This is a genomic window from Pseudomonas sp. Irchel s3a12 (assembly GCF_900187485.1).
GTDB classification, from domain to species: domain Bacteria; phylum Pseudomonadota; class Gammaproteobacteria; order Pseudomonadales; family Pseudomonadaceae; genus Aquipseudomonas; species Aquipseudomonas neuropathica.
This window is the reverse complement of sequence record NZ_FYDN01000005.1, coordinates 256251-271491: the sequence shown is the minus strand read 5'-3', so window position 1 is coordinate 271491 and position 15241 is coordinate 256251. Positions and strand designations below refer to the sequence as shown.

General features: G+C 60.4%; 12 protein-coding genes. 8 read left to right on the top strand and 4 right to left on the bottom strand.

From position 1 onward, the window contains the following. Positions 1-209 precede the first annotated feature (209 nt). A complete protein-coding gene (locus tag CKW14_RS11090; protein WP_095047204.1) occupies positions 210-2657 on the top strand; it encodes a penicillin-binding protein 1A in 2448 nt (815 codons plus the stop codon). Between the two features lie 320 nt (positions 2658-2977). Here the strand turns inward: CKW14_RS11090 and CKW14_RS11085 are convergent, their stop codons facing one another. The 3 genes from CKW14_RS11085 to rpmE all read right to left on the bottom strand — a co-directional run bounded on the left by CKW14_RS11085 (position 2978) and on the right by rpmE (position 5472). Further along, positions 2978-4246 carry a malic enzyme-like NAD(P)-binding protein gene (locus tag CKW14_RS11085; RefSeq protein ID WP_090280412.1) on the bottom strand — a complete coding sequence of 423 codons (1269 nt, stop codon included), beginning with the start codon at positions 4244-4246 and terminating at the stop codon, positions 2978-2980. Between the two features lie 183 nt (positions 4247-4429). Beyond that, positions 4430-5230, bottom strand: coding sequence for a thermonuclease family protein (locus CKW14_RS11080; RefSeq protein ID WP_095047411.1), 801 nt, complete (start codon positions 5228-5230; stop codon positions 4430-4432). 14 nt (positions 5231-5244) lie between these two features. After that, positions 5245-5472: a 50S ribosomal protein L31 gene (rpmE, locus tag CKW14_RS11075; protein WP_016984589.1), complete on the bottom strand. Its 228-nt coding sequence runs from the start codon at positions 5470-5472 to the stop codon at positions 5245-5247. 287 nt (positions 5473-5759) lie between these two features. Here rpmE and CKW14_RS11070 point away from each other — a divergent pair, with 287 nt between their 5' ends. Further along, on the top strand, positions 5760-7979 hold the full coding sequence (locus CKW14_RS11070) for a primosomal protein N' (protein WP_095047203.1): 2220 nt from the start codon (positions 5760-5762) through the stop codon (positions 7977-7979). A 93-nt stretch (positions 7980-8072) separates the two neighbouring features. Here the strand turns inward: CKW14_RS11070 and CKW14_RS30165 are convergent, their stop codons facing one another. Then, on the bottom strand, positions 8073-8195 hold the full coding sequence (locus tag CKW14_RS30165) for a hypothetical protein (protein WP_256579857.1): 123 nt from the start codon (positions 8193-8195) through the stop codon (positions 8073-8075). Here CKW14_RS30165 and argS point away from each other — a divergent pair. From argS to phaC, 6 genes are all read left to right on the top strand, one after another. Then, positions 8194-9930 (top strand): arginine--tRNA ligase, encoded by a 1737-nt coding sequence (gene argS / locus CKW14_RS11065; protein ID WP_095047202.1) that lies wholly within the window; start codon positions 8194-8196, stop codon positions 9928-9930. The two genes, CKW14_RS30165 and argS, sit on opposite strands and share 2 nt — an antisense overlap. 1 nt (position 9931) lies before the next feature. After that, on the top strand, positions 9932-10648 hold the full coding sequence (locus CKW14_RS11060; RefSeq protein ID WP_007909385.1) for an SPOR domain-containing protein: 717 nt from the start codon (positions 9932-9934) through the stop codon (positions 10646-10648). A gap of 151 nt (positions 10649-10799) precedes the next feature. Then, positions 10800-11330, top strand: a complete 531-nt coding sequence (gene hslV / locus CKW14_RS11055; RefSeq protein ID WP_016984593.1) for an ATP-dependent protease subunit HslV — start codon at positions 10800-10802, stop codon at positions 11328-11330. 54 nt (positions 11331-11384) lie between these two features. Beyond that, positions 11385-12722 carry an ATP-dependent protease ATPase subunit HslU gene (gene hslU / locus CKW14_RS11050; protein ID WP_095047201.1) on the top strand — a complete coding sequence of 446 codons (1338 nt, stop codon included), beginning with the start codon at positions 11385-11387 and terminating at the stop codon, positions 12720-12722. 143 nt (positions 12723-12865) lie between these two features. Further along, the gene (locus CKW14_RS11045; protein WP_176471277.1) at positions 12866-13237 is read left to right on the top strand and encodes a gamma-butyrobetaine hydroxylase-like domain-containing protein; all 372 of its coding nucleotides are present in this window, start codon (positions 12866-12868) and stop codon (positions 13235-13237) included. A gap of 258 nt (positions 13238-13495) precedes the next feature. Next, the gene (gene phaC / locus CKW14_RS11040) at positions 13496-15175 is read left to right on the top strand and encodes a class II poly(R)-hydroxyalkanoic acid synthase (RefSeq protein ID WP_095047200.1); all 1680 of its coding nucleotides are present in this window, start codon (positions 13496-13498) and stop codon (positions 15173-15175) included. The last annotated feature ends 66 nt before the right edge of the window (positions 15176-15241 follow it).

Below are 15241 nucleotides of genomic sequence, written 5' to 3'. Positions count from 1 at the left end.
CCCTATGACTTTCCGTGAGTTACGGACTCTGTAATACGCATTGCGTTCCTTCACCCCGTCTTGACAGAAGCGCAAATGACGCCCCCAGCAGAAAAGTGCTTATAATGCCCAGCGTTTTTTTTCCGCTTTTTACTGCAAGCGCGGATGGTTCTGTGTGTAGCCGGAGCCCCGTCGCCAAATTCATTCTTTGCACTGGATGTCCAAAAGCCTTGATTCGTCTGCTGAAATTTTTCGGTTGGTCCATCGTCGCCGTTTTCTGCGGACTGCTTTTAGGTCTCAGCGGCGCGTTTCTTTACCTTAGTCCGGGTTTGCCGTCTGTGGAGGCTCTGCGAAGCATTCAGTTGCAGATTCCGCTGCGGGTCTACTCCAGCGACAACAAGTTGATCGCCGAATTTGGCGAAATGCGCCGCACACCGATCCGTTTCGCCGACATTCCCCCCAATTTCATTAATGCGTTACTAAGTGCTGAAGACGACAATTTCGCCAACCACTATGGCGTCGATCCGAGCAGCCTGATGCGCGCCGCGACCCAACTGGTCAAAAGCGGACACATTCAGTCCGGCGGCAGCACCATCACCATGCAGGTAGCGAAGAACTTCTTCCTGACTAGCGAACGCAGCTTCTCGCGCAAAACCACCGAAATTCTTCTGGCCCTGCAGATCGAGCGACAGCTGACCAAGGATGAAATCCTTGAGCTGTACGTGAACAAGATCTATCTGGGCAACCGCGCCTATGGCATCGAAGCAGCGGCGCAGGTGTATTACGGCAAGTCGATCCGTGATGTCAGCCTGGCGCAGATGGCGATGATCGCCGGCCTGCCGAAAGCCCCGTCGCGTTTCAACCCGCTAGCCAACCCGGCGCGCAGCAAAGAACGCCGCGACTGGATCCTCGGGCGCATGTACAAGCTTGGCAAGATCAGCGAAGCGGACTACACCGCTGCGATCAACGAACCGCTGAACGCCAGCTATCACGTGCCGACCCCGGAAGTGAATGCACCGTATATCGCTGAAATGGCTCGTGCCGAGATGGTCGGCCGTTATGGCAGCGACGCTTACACCGAAGGTTTCCGCGTCACCACCACGGTGCCGAGCAACCTGCAGGAAATGGCCAACACCGCGCTGCACGAAGGTTTGATGACCTACGACCAGCGTCACGGCTACCGTGGCCCCGAATCGCGTCTGCCGGGCAAGACCCGTGAGGCCTGGGCAAGTGAACTTACCAAGCAGCGCACCATCAGCAGCCTGGAGCCGGCCATCGTCACCCAGGTCGACAAGAACGGCCTGCAAGTGCTGACCCGTACCGGCGAAGAGCACGTCGCCTGGGACACCATGAAATGGGCACGACCGTTCCTCAACACCAACAGCATGGGCGCCAATCCGCGCCAGCCGTCGGATGTCGCGGCGGTCGGTGATCTGGTTCGCGTGCAGCGTCAGAAAGACAATTCACTGAAGTTCAGCCAGATCCCCCAGGCGCAAGGTGCGCTGGTGTCGCTGGATCCGCAGAACGGCGCGATTCGCTCGCTGGTCGGCGGTTTCGCCTTCGAACAGAGCAACTACAACCGTGCGATGCAGGCCAAGCGTCAGCCCGGCTCGAGCTTCAAGCCGTTCGTCTACAGTGCCGCGCTGGATAGCGGCTACACCGCCGCCACGCTGGTCAACGACGCGCCGATCGTGTTTGTCGACGAATATCTGGACAAGGTCTGGCGCCCGAAGAACGACACCAACACCTTCCTCGGCCCGATCCGCCTGCGTGAGGCGCTGTACAAGTCGCGTAACCTGGTGTCGATCCGCTTGCTGCAGGCGATGGGCGTAGGCAAGACCATCGACTACATCACCCGTTTCGGCTTCAACAAGCAGGATCTGCCGCCCAACCTGTCGCTGGCGCTGGGTACTGCAACGCTGACACCGATGGAGATTGCGACCGGTTGGAGTACGTTCGCCAACGGCGGTTACAAGATCACCCCGTACATCATCGACAAGATCGAAAGCCGTAATGGCGATACGCTGTTTCTCGCCAACCCGCCAACCGTGCCTCAGGGCGGTTCGGCGACGGACGGTATCGCCGCACCGCACACCGATTCGTTTACGGTCAACACCACACCGGTTGCGGGCGAGGCGCCGGGCAGCGCGGCCGTGCCGCAAACACCGGCAGTGGCTGAGCGAATTGTCGATGGCCGCACCACTTACATCCTCAACAGCATGTTGCAGGACGTGATCAAGCTCGGCACCGGCCGTCGCGCGCTGGCCATGGGCCGCAGCGATATCGCCGGCAAAACCGGTACCACCAACGAATCGAAAGATGCCTGGTTCTCCGGTTACAACGCCGACTACGTGACCACGGTCTGGACTGGCTTCGATCAGCCGGAAAGCCTCGGTCGTCGCGAGTTCGGCGGTACTGTGGCGCTGCCGATCTGGATGAACTACATGTCGGCTGCGCTGAAGGACAAGCCGCCGCACGTGCAGCCTGAGCCGGAAGGTTTGCTGAGTCTGCGCGTGGATCCGGTCAGTGGCCGTGCGGCGACGCCGAGTACGCCGGGCGCGTATTTCGAGCTGTTCAAGTCTGAAGACACGCCGCCGTCGGTGAATGAGCTGGGTAATGGCGCCGTACCGGGCAGCCCGCTGCCAGCGGATGAGCAGGCGCCGATCGATCTGTTCTGATCCTGAAGTAGCAAAAAGCCCCGCCTTCGTGAGATGTGCGGGGCTTTTTTATGGCTGAAGATCTAGAGCCCCTCACCCTAGCCCTCTCCCGGAGGGAGAGGGGACTGACCGAGTTGTCTAGCGCTCTACATCGACCTGAGAGAGCTGTGTCGATTATGGATTCAAAACAATACGTTCAGGTCGGCGTAACTCCCGAACATCCCCCAATCAGTCCCCTCTCCCCCTGGGAGAGGGCTAGGGTGAGGGGGTTCTTGATCTTCAGGCAATAAAAAACCCCGACTCTCACGAGCCGGGGCTTTCGTTTGAAGCGCTACAACGGCTTAGCCGTTGAACACGTCATCCACGCTTTTCAGCGGGTAGTTCTTCGGATACGGCAGGGTGGCCACACCGGTCTCGATCGCGGCTTTGGCCACAGCGTCGGAGATCAGGGTGATCAGGCGCTTGTCCATTGGCTTCGGAATGATGTACTCACGGCCGAATTCCAGCGGAGCACCACCGTAGGCATCGCACACGTCCTGAGGAACAGGCAGCTTGGCCAGTTCACGCAGGGCGTTGGCGGCAGCCACTTTCATTTCTTCGTTGATGCGCTTGGCGCGAACGTCCAGAGCACCACGGAAGATGAACGGGAAGCCCAGCACGTTGTTGACCTGGTTCGGGTAGTCCGAACGGCCGGTAGCCATGATCACGTCGCTACGGGTAGCGTGCGCCAGCTCCGGGGAGATTTCCGGATCCGGGTTCGAGCAGGCGAACACGATCGGGTTGGCCGCCATCGACAGCAGGCCTTCAGCGCTCAGCAGGTTCGGACCGGACAGACCGACGAACACATCAGCGCCTGCCAGTGCGTCAGCCAGGCTGCGCTTCTCGGTGGCGTGAGCGAATACCGCTTTGTACTGGTTCAGGTCGTCACGGCCGGAGTGGATCACACCGGTACGGTCAACCATGAAGATGTTTTCGATGCGTGCGCCCATGCTCACCAGCAGTTTCATGCAGGAGATGGCGGCAGCGCCGGCGCCCAGGCAGACGATTTTCGCTTCTGGCAGGGTTTTGCCAGCGATTTCCAGGGCGTTGATCATGCCCGCAGCGGTCACGATCGCGGTGCCGTGCTGGTCATCGTGGAATACCGGAATGTCGCACTGCTCAATCAGAGCACGTTCGATCTCAAAGCACTCGGGTGCCTTGATGTCTTCCAGGTTGATACCACCGAAAGTGATGGAGATACGTTTTACGGTATCGATGAAGGCTTGCGGGCTTTCGGAGTCGACCTCGATGTCGAAAACGTCGATGCCGGCGAAGCGCTTGAACAGTACGCCTTTACCTTCCATTACCGGCTTGGAAGCCAATGGGCCGAGGTTGCCCAGACCGAGAATCGCGGTGCCATCGGAAATGACTGCAACCAGGTTGCCCTTGCCGGTGTATTTGTAGGCCAGTTCAGGATCGCGAGCGATCTCACGCACTGGTTCAGCTACGCCGGGGCTGTAGGCCAGCGACAAGTCGCGAGCGGTAGCAGTGGCCTTGGTGAGCTCGACACTCAGCTTCCCTGGACGAGGATTGGCATGATATTCGAGAGCGGCAGTTTTCAGATCAGACATTTTGGCATTCCGCTTTTTACTGTTGGACAGACTGGTCAGCGAGGATACGCGCCTCGCAAAGTCCCCACAAGACTGAGCGGTCACCCCTGTCAAGCGCCCTGCCCTACTACTTTGGGCCAAGAGCCACGGCGCACAAGGGCTAGACTGTTCACAATCGACAGAAAAAATGTCTACAATTTTTCTTCAGCGCGGCGTTTGCAACATTGAAGGATCCGTCAACGGAAGCAGCCAGCGCGACTGGCCGGATTGCAATCCACCGCGCCTGGAACGATCAACGATCCAGCCGCGAGCCTCGATCTGCTTGCCTTTCAACGCCTGCAATCGGGCATTGTCAAATTGTCTGACCAGATTGGGAGCAACGCGCAATACAAGAGAGTCCTGCAACTCGATCCAGATTCCGCCTCGATTGCGCTGAACCTTGCTCACACGCCCACTGATCACGGCGAAACCCGAGCGCTGGATCTGCTCCGCTTTCAGTACAGGTGATTGCCGCCAGAGGCCCAGCCCGGCCTTTCGCGCACTGCGTTCGGCGGCTTGCTGGCAGGCAACAAGATCGACATTCGGCGCAACCGCGACCTGGAAACCGAGGCCATCGGCGAGCATTTGCGCTTCGAGATTGGCGCCGCTGGTGCTGTAAATATGCGCGAGCGTACGCCCGTAATGGTCTTTGGCTTGCTTGCCGGGGCGCAAACCGACACGTCCGCCGCTGGCATCGACCAGCGCTTGCAGGCGTTTGCGTGCCGCCACGGCGAAGGGTTCGTCGCTGCGGCCCTGTCTGCCCAGCTCAGGCGTGTTGAGGCCGATCATGCGTACGCTGCGACCGTCGCTCAGGCGCAGCGTGTCGCCATCGACCACGCGCTGCACGGTGACGCTGGCCAGTCCCGCAGGCGCCGGACAGAAGGCCTGCGCGCCGGATAGCCAAATCGCAGACACAAAAAAGGCGCCCGCGAGGGACGCCTTTTTCAGCAACGAGGAAAAGCCCACCGGGCCCTTCAACCTTACTCTGCAGCAGCAGGTTTCTTGCCGAAAGCACCGAAACGGTCTGCGAAGCGCTGAACGCGGCCGCCAGTGTCCAGAGTCTTCTGCTTACCGGTGTAGAACGGGTGGCATTCGTTGCAAACGTCGATTGGCAGAGCTTTGCCGAAAGTCGAACGAGTTTCGAACTTGTTGCCACAGCTGCAGGTAACAGCGATGACTGGGTAATTCGGGTGGATATCAGCTTTCATGGTGTCTTCCTCAGCTAGCGTGCCGCCACCCAACACTATTGTTGAATACCGCACGTAATTAGGCCGCGGATTCTACCAGACCTTTTCAAACACGCAAGCTGTCACCGAGACCGACCGTCTGCTAGGCTCCCGGCCCAATACGCGATTCCTTTATAGGAGTGAGCCTGCTCGCGAGAGCGGTATTTCAGACGACATAAATGTTGAATGACAGACCGCTATCGCGAGCAGGCTCACTCCTACAAGGTTATGTGCCGAGCCATACCGCCCGTTTATAGAGATCCCCCCGCGTGCCCGACGCCATTCTGCGCCTCGCCCTGCCTTCACCCTTGCGCCGCCTGTTCGACTATCGAGCCCCGGCCGGTGTGCTGCGTGAGCAATTGCAGCCGGGCATGCGCCTGCGAGTGCCGTTCGGTCGACGCGAGATGATCGGGATTCTGGTCGAGGTCACGGACACCAGCGAAGTGCCGGTGGAGAAACTGAAACCAGCACTGGCCCTGCTCGACGCCACAGCGCCACTGCCACCGGCGCTGTTCAAGCTGTGCCTGTGGACGTCGCAGTATTATCAGCACAGCCTCGGCGACACCCTGAGCTGGGCGCTGCCAGTCCTGCTGCGCCAAGGCGAGCTGGCCGAGGCGCGGCAGGAGCGTTTCTGGTCGATCGTCCCGGGCGCCAGCCTTGATGATCCGCGCATCGCCCGCGCACCGCGCCAGCGCGAAGCACTGGCGACGCTGGCTCAACACCCGCACGGCGTCGCCCATCAGTTGCTGAGCAAACTGATGCTGAGCAAGGACAGCCTTGATCTGCTGCTGGCGAAAAATCTGGTGCAGGTGGAAATCCGCCGCCACGCACCGGGCGCGCGTCACGAACACTGGCTGGCACAACCGGAGTTGCCACTCAACGCCGAGCAACGTGCCGCCTACGAAGCGATCCGTGCCGGGTTCGACAGTTATCACGCGTTCCTCCTGGCCGGGGTCACCGGCAGCGGCAAGACCGAAGTCTATTTGCAACTGATCCGCGAAACCCTCGAAGCCGGCAAACAGGCGCTGGTGCTGATCCCGGAGATCAACCTCGGCCCGCAGACCCTGGCGCGTTTCGAGCAGCGCTTCAACGCGCGCATCGCTCTGCTGCACTCGGCGGTCAATGATCGCGAGCGCCTCGACGCCTGGCTCGCCGCCCGCGATGGCGAGGCCGACATTATTATCGGCACCCGTTCAGCGCTGTTCACGCCGATGAAAAACCCCGGGCTGATCATCATCGATGAAGAGCACGACGGTTCTTATAAACAGCAGGAAGGTTTGCGCTACCACGCCCGCGATCTGGCGCTGGTACGTGCGCGGCAGGAAAACATCCCGATCGTCCTCGGTTCCGCGACGCCATCGCTGGAAAGCCTGCACAACGCCTACACCGGCCGTTACGGCCTCCTACGCCTGAATGAACGTGCTGGCGGTGCCAAGCAGCCACGCTTCCTGCGGCTGGATGTGAAAAGCCGTCCACTGGACAGCGGTATTTCCGGGCCGATGCAGCAAGCCATCGGCCAGACCCTCGCCAACGGCCAGCAAGTGCTGGTGTTCCTCAACCGGCGCGGCTTCGCCCCGACACTGTTGTGTCATGACTGCGGCTGGATGTCCGAGTGTTCGCGCTGCGATGCGCGGATGACTGTGCACCAGCGCTACGGCGAACTGCGTTGCCATCACTGTGGCTACGTCGAGCGCACGCCGCGCCAGTGCCCAAAGTGCAACAAGGTCGATCTGCGCCCGGTCGGCGCGGGTACTGAACGTGCCGAAGAACGGCTGGCGATTCTATTCCCCGACTACCCGGTGCTGCGCGTCGACCGTGACAGCACGTCGCGCAAGGACGCAATGAATCAACTGTTCGCGACGATCCAGAAGGGCCAGCCGTGCATTCTGGTCGGCACGCAGATGTTGGCCAAGGGGCACCATTTTCCAAGGGTGACGCTGGTGTCGATCCTCGATGCTGACGGAGGCCTGTTCTCCGGCGACTTCCGCGCAAGCGAGCGCATGGCGCAGCTGATCGTGCAGGTGGCCGGGCGTGCCGGGCGAGCGGAAGAGCCGGGCAAGGTGATTATCCAGACACACCTCGCTGACCATCCTTTATTGGTGCAACTCACCGAACAGGGCTATTTCGCCTTCGCCGAACAGGCCTTGAGCGAGCGCCGCGCCGCCGGGTTGCCGCCGTTTGCGCATCTGGCACTGCTGCGTGCCGAAGCGCACAAGCCGGGGCAAGCGGAAGGCTTTCTCGATGAAGCGTGCAGCGAGGCTGAGCGTCTGCTGGCTGAGCAGAACCTGAGCGGGATCGAATTGCTCGGGCCAGTGCCGGCGCCGATGGAACGCCGCGCCGGACGTTATCGCGCGCAGCTGTTGTTGCAGGCGACAGCACGGGCGCCGCTGCATCGGTTGCTGGCCAGTTGGTTGCTGGTGCTGGAGCAGATGCCGAGTGGGCGCGCGGTGCGCTGGTCGCTGGATGTCGATCCCGTCGATTTGTATTGAAGATCGAAAGATTGCAGCCTTCGGCAACTCCTACAGGAAAATGCGTATCCCCGTGTAGGAGCCGCCGCAGGCGGCGATCTTTTGATCTGAATGTCACCACATATCCATAAGCTGCCTGCTAAGGTTGGCAAGCCCGTCTTCGCAACGGATAATGCCCAGTTTTTCCACCCGCGCATCGATGCGCCCGCCGCGCTTGCGGTCGAAAGAGAAGACCATGAAAGACACCATTCGCCAGCTGATCCAACAAGCCCTCACCCAACTCGTCAACGAAGGTGTGTTGCCTGAAGGCCTGTCGCCGGCGATCCAGGTGGAGAACGCCCGTGATAAGACCCACGGCGACTTCGCCAGCAACATCGCCATGATGCTGGCCAAGCCTGCGGGCATGAAGCCGCGCGACCTGGCGGAAAAAATCATTGCCGCACTGCCTGCCGACGAGAACGTCACCAAGGCCGAAATCGCCGGCCCGGGCTTCATCAATTTCTTCCAGAACACCCAGGCCTTGGCCAACCGCCTCGATGCCGCACTGGCTGATGCTCACATTGGCGTGCGCAAGGCTGGCCCGGCGCAGCGCACCGTGGTCGACCTGTCGGCACCGAACCTGGCCAAAGAGATGCACGTCGGCCACTTGCGCTCGACCATCATCGGCGACGGCGTGGCGCGCGTACTGGAATTCCTCGGCGACGAAGTGATCCGTCAGAACCACGTCGGCGACTGGGGCACCCAGTTCGGCATGCTGATGGCGTATCTGCAGGAAAACCCGATCACCAGCGATGAGCTGTCGGACCTGGAAAACTTCTACCGCGCCGCCAAGCAGCGTTTCGACGAATCCGCAGAATTCGCCGACCGCGCTCGTGGCCTGGTGGTCAAGCTGCAGGCCGGCGATGCCGAGTGCCTGGCGCTGTGGACCAAGTTCAAGGATATCTCGCTGTCGCACTGCCAGAAGATCTACGAACTGCTCAACGTCAAACTGACCATGGCCGACGTGATGGGCGAAAGCGCCTACAACGACGACCTGATCAACGTGGTCAACGATCTGAAAGCCGCCGGCATGCTGGTCGAAAGCAACGGCGCGCAGTGCGTGTTCCTCGACGAGTTCAAGAACGCCGACGGCGACCCGCTGCCGGTGATCATCGTCAAGGCTGACGGCGGTTACCTGTACGCCACCACCGACCTCGCGGCTGTGCGCTACCGCAGCGGCAAACTGAAAGCCGATCGCGCGCTGTACTTCGTCGACCAGCGTCAGGCCTTGCACTTCCAGCAAGTCTTCGCCGTGGCGCGCAAGGCCGGTTTCGTCACCCATCCGATGGAGATGGAACACATGGGCTTCGGCACCATGAACGGCGCCGATGGCCGTCCGTTCAAGACCCGTGACGGCGGCACCGTGAAGCTGATCGATCTGCTCACCGAAGCGCAGGAACGCGCCTACAACCTGGTGAAAGAGAAGAACCCGGAACTGGCCGAAGACGAGCTGCGCAACATCGCCAAAGTCGTCGGCATCGGCGCGGTGAAATACGCCGACCTGTCGAAGCACCGCACCAGCGACTACAGCTTCAACTTCGACCTGATGCTGAACTTCGAAGGCAACACCGCACCGTACCTGCTCTACGCCTACACCCGCGTCGCCGGCGTGTTCCGCAAACTGGGCAAGGACTTCAGCGAAGTCGATGGCCAGATTGTGCTGGAAGCCGCACATGAGCAAGAGCTGGCGGCGAAACTGGCGCAGTTCGGCGAAGTGCTGAACAACGTGTCCGACAAAGGCACGCCGCACATTCTCTGCACTTATCTGTACGACGTTGCCGGTCTGTTCTCCAGCTTCTACGAGAACTGCCCGATCCTCGCCGCCGAAACCCCGGCCCAGATGCAGAGCCGTCTGCGCCTGGCCGCGTTGACCGGTCGCACCCTCAAGCAAGGCCTGGAGCTGTTGGGTCTGGAAACTCTGGAGCGTATGTAAGTTGGCTGCCAAGAAAAAACCTGCACCCAAGCGTGGCGCCAGCCGTTACCAAGCTCCTGCGAAGCAACCGATTCCGGGTTGGCTGTGGATGGCCATCGGCCTCACGGTCGGCGCGTTCATCGTGTTTCTGATGAAGCTGGAGCCGGGCAAGGGCAGCGACACGGTCAAGCGCGAGAAAGTCGAACAGGCGCAACAGCAGAAAGCGTCGAAGATCGCCGAGGCCAACAAGACCCCGCCGAGCCCGACGCAACCGGTGAAGCCGAAGTACGACTTCTACACCCTGCTGCCGGAATCGGAAGTGATCGTGCCGCCGGACGCCGTCCCGGAGAAGACCTTGCCGACGCCACAAGTGCCGGCCATTCCGACCACGCCGGTGACCCCGGCGGAAGCGGCGAAGATCGACACCGCGCGCGCGCAGGCAGCGTTGGCCGGGATTACCCCGCCACCAGCACCGCCGGTGAGCAAAGCGGCACCGGTAACCAAGTTCTTCTTGCAGGCCGGCTCGTTCCGCAAGGAAACCGATGCTGACAAGGTTCGTGCGCAGATCATTCTGCTCGGTCAGGCGGTAGCGGTTGAGTCCGGCACGGTGAAGGATGAAACCTGGTATCGCGTTTTGGTCGGGCCGTTCAGCAACCGTGAGCAACTGACTACTGCACAGAAACAACTGGCTGGCGCCGGCTTCAGCAACCTGTTGTTACAACAACGCCAGAGCCGCTGATCACCGCCGATCGTTCCCACGCTCTGCGTGGGAACGATCAGGTGCAACACGCCGCTCGTCCCCTCTGCCGCGCTACGGTTGAAATCCTCTCCAGCACCCCCATATGAATGGGCATAAGGCACTTTCGCCCCGCTGTGTGGAGACTCTTCCCTTGACCACCATCGTTTCAGTCCGCCGTCACGGCAAAGTCGTCATGGGCGGCGACGGCCAGGTTTCTCTCGGCAATACCGTGATGAAAGGCAACGCGAAAAAAGTCCGTCGCCTGTACCACGGCCAGGTCATCGCCGGTTTTGCCGGTGCCACCGCCGACGCATTTACCCTCTTCGAACGTTTCGAAGGCCAACTTGAAAAACATCAGGGCCACCTGGTGCGCGCCGCTGTCGAACTCGCCAAAGAATGGCGCACCGACCGCTCCCTGAGCCGCCTCGAAGCCATGCTCGCGGTCGCCAACAAGGACGCCTCGCTGATCATTACCGGCAACGGTGATGTGGTCGAGCCCGAAGACGGCCTGATCGCCATGGGTTCCGGCGGCGGCTACGCGCAAGCCGCGGCCAGCGCCCTGCTGAAAAAGACCGATCTGTCGGCCCGTGAAATCGTCGAAACCGCCCTCGGTATCGCCGGCGACATCTGTGTATTCACCAACCACACTCAGACCATTGAGGAGCAGGATCTCGCTGAATAAGCCTGACGCGGCCCTGTGCCACGGCTTGTTTCTGCTTGAGGACCGTCAATTATTATGTCCATGACTCCCCGCGAAATCGTCCACGAACTCAACCGCCACATCATCGGCCAGGACGATGCCAAGCGCGCCGTCGCGATTGCCCTGCGCAACCGCTGGCGCCGCATGCAGCTGCCTGAAGAGCTGCGTGTTGAAGTGACCCCGAAGAACATCCTGATGATCGGCCCGACCGGTGTCGGTAAAACCGAGATCGCCCGTCGCCTGGCGAAACTGGCCAACGCACCGTTCATCAAGGTCGAAGCGACCAAGTTCACCGAAGTCGGCTACGTCGGTCGTGACGTCGAATCGATCATCCGTGATCTGGCCGACGCCGCGATCAAGATGCTCCGTGAGCAGGAAATGACCCGCGTTCGCCATCGCGCCGAAGACGCTGCCGAGGATCGTATCCTCGACGCACTGCTGCCGCCGGCGCGCATGGGCTTCAGCAATGAAGAAACGCCAAGCAGCGATTCCAACACGCGCCAGCTGTTCCGCAAGCGCCTGCGCGAAGGTCAGCTGGATGACAAGGAAATCGAAATCGAAGTGGCCGAAGTCGCCGGCATCGAAATCGCCACGCCGCCCGGCATGGAAGAAATGACCAACCAGTTGCAGTCCTTGTTCGCCAACATGGGCAAGGGCAAGAAGAAGGCGCGCAAGCTCAAGGTCAAAGAAGCGCTAAAGCTAGTGCGCGACGAAGAAGCCGGGCGTCTGGTCAACGAAGAAGAGCTGAAAGCCAAAGCGCTGGAAGCGGTTGAACAGCACGGCATCGTGTTCATCGACGAGATCGACAAAGTCGCCAAGCGCGGCAACGTCGGCGGCGCCGATGTGTCCCGTGAAGGCGTGCAGCGCGACCTGCTGCCGCTGATCGAAGGCTGCACCGTCAACACCAAACTGGGCATGGTCAAGACCGACCACATCCTGTTTATCGCCTCCGGTGCGTTCCACCTGAGCAAGCCGAGCGATCTGGTGCCTGAGTTGCAAGGTCGCCTGCCGATCCGCGTCGAACTCAAGGCCCTGAGCCCGGAAGACTTCGAGCGCATCCTCAGCGAGCCGCACGCTTCGCTCACCGAACAATATTGCGCACTGCTGAAAACCGAAGGCCTGAACATCCAGTTCCAGCCGGAAGGCATCAAGCGTCTGGCGGAGATCGCCTGGCAGGTCAACGAGAAAACCGAAAACATCGGTGCCCGTCGCTTGCACACGCTGCTTGAGCGTCTGCTCGAAGAGGTTTCGTTCAGTGCCGGCGATCTGGCCAGCACCCACGATGAGAAGCCGATTCTGATCGACGCCGAATACGTCAACAGCCACCTCGGCGAATTGGCGCAGAACGAAGACCTGTCCCGTTATATCCTGTAAGCCATACTTACAGATGTAATGGAACTGTGGGAGCGAGCCTGCTCGCGAAGACGGCGTTACATTCAACCTTTGTGTTGGCTGAACCACCGCTTTCGCGAGCAAGCTCGCTCCCACAAGGTTCCGCACAAGACGGATACCTGCTCATGATCCCCACCGACATCAAACTGCACAAAGCCTCGAAAACCCTGACGCTTACCTATTCGTCCGGCGAGGAATACACCTTGCCCGCCGAATTCCTGCGCGTGCATTCGCCCTCCGCTGAAGTCCAGGGCCACGGCAAACCGATCCTGCAATTCGGCAAGCTCAACGTTGGTCTGAGCAAGCTGGAACCGGCCGGTCACTACGCACTGAAACTGACCTTCGACGACGGTCACGACAGTGGCTTGTTCACCTGGGATTATCTCTACGAGCTGGGGCGACGTTATGACGCACTCTGGGCCGATTATCTGGCCGAGCTCAAAGCCGCCGGAAAAACCCGCGACCCGAGCGAGTCGATCGTCAAGCTGATGCTCTAGTCCGAGCCTTGCGCTCATTAGAGGGCATTTTCTAAATTCATCTGTTTGAATGCTCTGCTGTGTGGCCGAGGATCGGCCTGCTTGCGAAAAAAATTAAACTCGGGTAACCAATGGAGCTGGCAAGTTCCCTGCAGTGCTCTACGACTGTAAAGCAGCTATGCAGAATTAACGGTCACCCGAGCAGTAGTACCTGGCATTGGCTGTGGAACTGCACAGCAGAAAACCGGGTACTCGTCTCAGGACAATGGAGCGTCGTAGATGAGTAACAAGAATAACGATGACCTGAAGTACCAAGCCTCGGAAAACACCCTGGGGCTTAATCCCGTCGTTGGGCTACGCGGAAAGGATCTGCTGGCCTCTGCTCGTATGGTGCTGAAACAGGCCATCAAACAACCGATCCATAGTGCCAGGCACGTCACCCATTTCGGCCTCGAACTGAAGAACGTGCTGTTCGGCAAATCCGAACTGCAACCGGCAGGCGATGACCGTCGCTTCGCTGATCCTGCGTGGAGCCAGAACCCGCTCTACAAACGTTATCTGCAAACTTACCTGGCGTGGCGCAAGGAACTTCATGCCTGGATCGATGACAGCAGCCTGTCACCCAAAGACATCGCGCGCGGCCACTTTGTCATCAACCTGATGACTGAAGCCATGGCCCCGACCAACACGGCGGCCAACCCCGCAGCAGTCAAACGCTTCTTCGAAACCGGCGGCAAAAGCCTGCTCGACGGCCTCTCGCATCTGGCCAAGGATCTGGTGCACAACGGCGGCATGCCGAGCCAGGTCAACATGGGCGCGTTCGAAGTCGGCAAGAGCCTCGGCGTGACCGAAGGCGCGGTGGTGTTTCGCAACGACGTGCTGGAGCTGATCCAGTACAAGCCGATCACCGAGCAAGTCCACGAGCGCCCATTGCTGGTGGTGCCGCCGCAGATCAACAAGTTCTACGTATTCGATTTGAGCCCGGACAAGAGTCTGGCGCGCTTCTGCCTGCGCAATAACGTGCAGACGTTTATCGTCAGCTGGCGCAACCCGACTAAGGCCCAGCGCGAGTGGGGCCTGTCGACGTACATCGATGCCCTGAAAGAAGCGGTCGACGTGGTGACCGCGATCACCGGCAGCAAAGACGTGAACATGCTCGGTGCCTGCTCCGGTGGCATCACCTGCACCGCCCTGCTCGGCCATTACGCGGCGATCGGCGAGAAGAAGGTCAATGCCCTCACGCTGCTGGTCAGCGTGCTCGACACGACGCTGGACAGCGACGTCGCCCTGTTCGTCGACGAGCAGACTCTGGAGACCGCCAAGCGCCACTCCTATCAGGCCGGTGTACTGGAAGGCAAAGACATGGCCAAGGTCTTCGCCTGGATGCGCCCGAACGATCTGATCTGGAACTACTGGGTCAATAACTACCTGCTCGGCAACGAGCCGCCGGTGTTCGACATCCTGTTCTGGAACAACGACACCACCCGCCTGCCCGCCGCGTTCCATGGCGACCTGATCGAGATGTTCAAAAACAACCCACTGATCCGCCCGAATGCACTGGAAGTGTGCGGCACGCCGATCGACCTCAAGCAGGTCACGGCCGACATCTTCTCGCTGGCCGGCACCAACGACCACATCACGCCGTGGAAGTCCTGCTACAAGTCGGCGCAGTTGTTTGGTGGCAAGGTCGAGTTCGTGTTGTCGAGCAGCGGGCATATCCAGAGCATTCTCAACCCGCCGGGCAACCCGAAATCGCGCTACATGACCGGCGAAGAAATGGCGGCCAATGCCGATGAGTGGCAAGAGAACTCGACCAAGCACACCGACTCCTGGTGGCTGTACTGGCAGACGTGGCAGGCCGAGCGCTCGGGCAACCTGAAAAAGGCCCCGCTGAAACTGGGCAACAAAGCGTACCCGGCCGGTGAAGCCTCGCCGGGCACATACGTTCACGAGCGGTAACTGACACCACCACACCCCGTGTAGGAGCAGCCTTCGGCAGCTCCTACACGGGGTGTGGTGAATTTA

Coding starts and splice junctions, on each gene's coding strand:
- CKW14_RS30165 (WP_256579857.1), bottom strand. CDS start 8,195: ATGGTCTTCTCTTTCGACCGCAAGCGCGGCGGGCGCATCGATGCGCGG.
- phaC (WP_095047200.1), top strand. CDS start 13,496: ATGAGTAACAAGAATAACGATGACCTGAAGTACCAAGCCTCGGAAAAC.
- CKW14_RS11045 (WP_176471277.1), top strand. CDS start 12,866: ATGATCCCCACCGACATCAAACTGCACAAAGCCTCGAAAACCCTGACG.
- hslU (WP_095047201.1), top strand. CDS start 11,385: ATGTCCATGACTCCCCGCGAAATCGTCCACGAACTCAACCGCCACATC.
- CKW14_RS11085 (WP_090280412.1), bottom strand. CDS start 4,246: ATGTCTGATCTGAAAACTGCCGCTCTCGAATATCATGCCAATCCTCGT.
- rpmE (WP_016984589.1), bottom strand. CDS start 5,472: ATGAAAGCTGATATCCACCCGAATTACCCAGTCATCGCTGTTACCTGC.
- argS (WP_095047202.1), top strand. CDS start 8,194: ATGAAAGACACCATTCGCCAGCTGATCCAACAAGCCCTCACCCAACTC.